Genomic DNA, 2,180 nt, shown 5'->3' with positions numbered 1-2,180 from the left:
ATCCACGAGCGCCGTGAGGCGCTGATCGATCGAGTGGAGGTGAGAGACCACCACCATTGCCCTGTCGTAGCAGGGTGATTGAAGCTAAGGGGCAGCCCGACCCGGGAGATGCCGGAAAGGGCGGCAAGCGGCCCCTCATGTAGTCGGGACGCGTCAGCACCGTCAGATGACGCGGGCCCGGCGAGCGAGACGAAGAGGTGTACGCGAGGAACCAGTATCTGAAGCCTCCTAACGCACCACCGGCTCGAACCTGACGGATCAGGGCCGGTCGCGGTGCGTGCCCGCCCACCAGGCGGGCAACTTCTCGGTCACCTGTGGATACCGCCCGAGAAGGCCACGGTGACGTACTACGGAGTAGCCGTGGCGATGCCGCGGGGGTAGAGCTGGACGCCTCCTTCGACAAGCGATCGATCAGTGAACACGGGAACCATCCCGGTCCCGCCACTAAAGGCAGGCAGCCAGCCAGCCCCAGTGGCTGGGTCCATCGTCGGCCGACCGGTCCGGGATGGGGCGGAGCCGTCGTAGTAGTCGCAGGAGTCACGACCTGCCGTGGAGTCCGGGAAAGCCGGTCACAGGGCAAAGGGCGGCAGCGAGATCAGCAAGAAAGGATGACTGTAATGCCCGAAGATACCGGGGTGAATGTCCCGGTCTGGTGGCCAAGCCTGGAAACGGCGGGGCCACAGGTACGGAAGATACAGACCAAACTGCACCAGTGGGCGACGACTGAACCTGGCCGCCGCTTTGATGACCTATTCAACCTGGTGTGTGACCCGGCGACGCTGATGGTGGCGTTCGCGCGGGTCGCGGGTAACGCTGGGGCCAACACGACCGGAGTGGACCGGATCAGTATCGGTCACGTCCGGGACCATGTTGGTCTGCAGGTGTTCTTGAACGATATCCGGGATCGGCTACGGGCACGAGAGTTCCGCCCGTTGCCGGTACGGGAACGGATGATCCCCAAATCCGGCGGAAAGTTTCGCCGACTGGGGATCCCGACCGTGACCGACAGGGTAGTTCAGGCAGCGCTGAAACTGGTGCTGGAACCCATTTTCGAGGCGGACTTTGTGCCGGTCTCGTACGGGTTCCGGCCCAACCGGCGTGCACACGATGCGATCGCCGAGATACAGGCATTCGGCACCCGCGGCTACCGCTGGGTACTGGATGCAGATATCGAGGCGTGTTTTGACCGGATCGACCACGCGGCCCTGATGGGCCGAGTGCGTGGCCGGGTCAAAGACAAGCGTGTGCTGGCCCTGGTAAAGGCGTTCTTGAAGGCTGGGATCCTCACCGAACTCGGCGACTATGAGAACACCGACACTGGCACCCCGCAAGGCGGGATCCTGTCACCGTTACTGGCCAATATCGCCTTGTCAGTGCTCGATGAGCACTTCGACAAGCAATGGCGAAGTTGGAGTAAGGAACACCGCGTGACCCGTCGACGTCGCGGACTGGGGACCTGGCGCATCGTGCGCTATGCGGACGACTTCGTCGTCTTGGTCAACGGCACCCGCGAAAACGTCGAACAGGCCCGCGAACAGGCCACCGCCGTGCTCGAACCGATGGGTCTACGCCTCTCAGAGGCAAAGACTCAGATCGTGCACATGCAGGACGGGTTCGACTTCCTCGGCTTCCGGATCACATGGATGCGTAAACGAGGAACGGACAAGTACTACGTCTATACGTTCATCGCGCACACGCCGGTGCGTGAACTGAAACGTAAGATCCGGGCACTAACCCGCAGGCTGTCAGGGCAGGAGTTCGGGGTCACGCTGATCCGGATCAACCAGATCCTGCGTGGCTGGGCGAACTACTTCCGACACGCGGTTGCTAAGCGGACCTTCAGCGGACTCGCTGCCATTGTCTGGCACCGCGTCGCGCGATGGGTAATGCACCGCCACCGCATGTCAAAGAAGGCCCTACGGCGTCGTTTCCACAGTCAACAAGGATGGAAACCACTCGTCCTGGACGGGGTCGCGTTATTCGATATCGCCTCGGTAACGGTAACCCGTTACCGCTGGCGCGGATACCGCATTCCCACTCCCTGGACGGTCATCAACACCACGGCATGACCTCGTGGAGAGCCCGGTGCGGTGAAAGTCGCACGCCGGGTTCGGAAGGCGGCCTGGGGAAACGGGCCCGGAGTAATTCAGGAACCGCGCCCCAGGCCGACCTAACCACGT

At 62.6% G+C, this 2,180-nt stretch carries 1 protein-coding gene; it reads left to right on the top strand.

What is annotated here, in order from left to right:
• Positions 1 to 617 precede the first annotated feature (617 nt).
• A complete protein-coding gene (ltrA, locus tag CLV47_RS21730; RefSeq protein WP_106351223.1) occupies positions 618 to 2,069 on the top strand; it encodes a group II intron reverse transcriptase/maturase in 1,452 nt (483 codons plus the stop codon).
• Positions 2,070 to 2,180: the final 111 nt, after the last annotated feature.

Source organism: Antricoccus suffuscus (assembly GCF_003003235.1).
Classification (GTDB): Bacteria; Actinomycetota; Actinomycetes; order Mycobacteriales; family Antricoccaceae; genus Antricoccus; species Antricoccus suffuscus.
The sequence above is the reverse complement of the archived record's forward strand: the minus strand, read 5'-3'. Positions and strand labels throughout refer to the sequence as shown.

Coding starts and splice junctions, on each gene's coding strand:
- ltrA (WP_106351223.1), top strand. CDS start 618: ATGCCCGAAGATACCGGGGTGAATGTCCCGGTCTGGTGGCCAAGCCTG.